Origin of the sequence: Streptomyces sp. SID5910 (assembly GCF_009862125.1) — a bacterium.
Taxonomy (GTDB): domain Bacteria; phylum Actinomycetota; class Actinomycetes; order Streptomycetales; family Streptomycetaceae; genus Streptomyces.
Genome location: NZ_WWHX01000527.1, coordinates 1 through 331, shown reverse-complemented (window position 1 = coordinate 331; position 331 = coordinate 1). Strand labels below are relative to the sequence as shown.

The 331-nt window shown below is 68.9% G+C and carries 1 protein-coding gene; it reads left to right on the top strand.

Features of this window, described 5'->3' with window-relative positions; genetic code table 11:
* Positions 1-331, top strand: a 331-nt coding sequence (locus GTW67_RS18500) for a CurL C-terminal domain-containing protein (protein WP_524539794.1), incomplete at both ends; no start/stop codon positions are given.

Genomic DNA, 331 nt, shown 5'->3' with positions numbered 1-331 from the left:
TGGTGTCGGCGAAGTCGGAGGCGGCGCTGCGGGGGCAGAGCGAGCGTCTGGCTGCCTTCCTGAGTGAGTCGGATGTCGAACCCGTCGATGTGGCGTGGTCGTTGGCGACCGCGCGGTCGGCGTTCGAGCACCGGGCTGTCGTCCTGTCGGGTGACGGGGCTGGGTTGTCTGCGCTCGCGTTGGGTGAGCCGGTTGCTGGTGTGGTCAGTGGTCAGGTGGTGCCGGGTCGGCTGGCGGTGTTGTTCTCGGGGCAGGGCAGTCAGCGTGTGGGGATGGGCCGGGGGCTGTATGAGGCCTTCCCGGTCTTCGCCGAGGCGTTCGATGAGGTGTG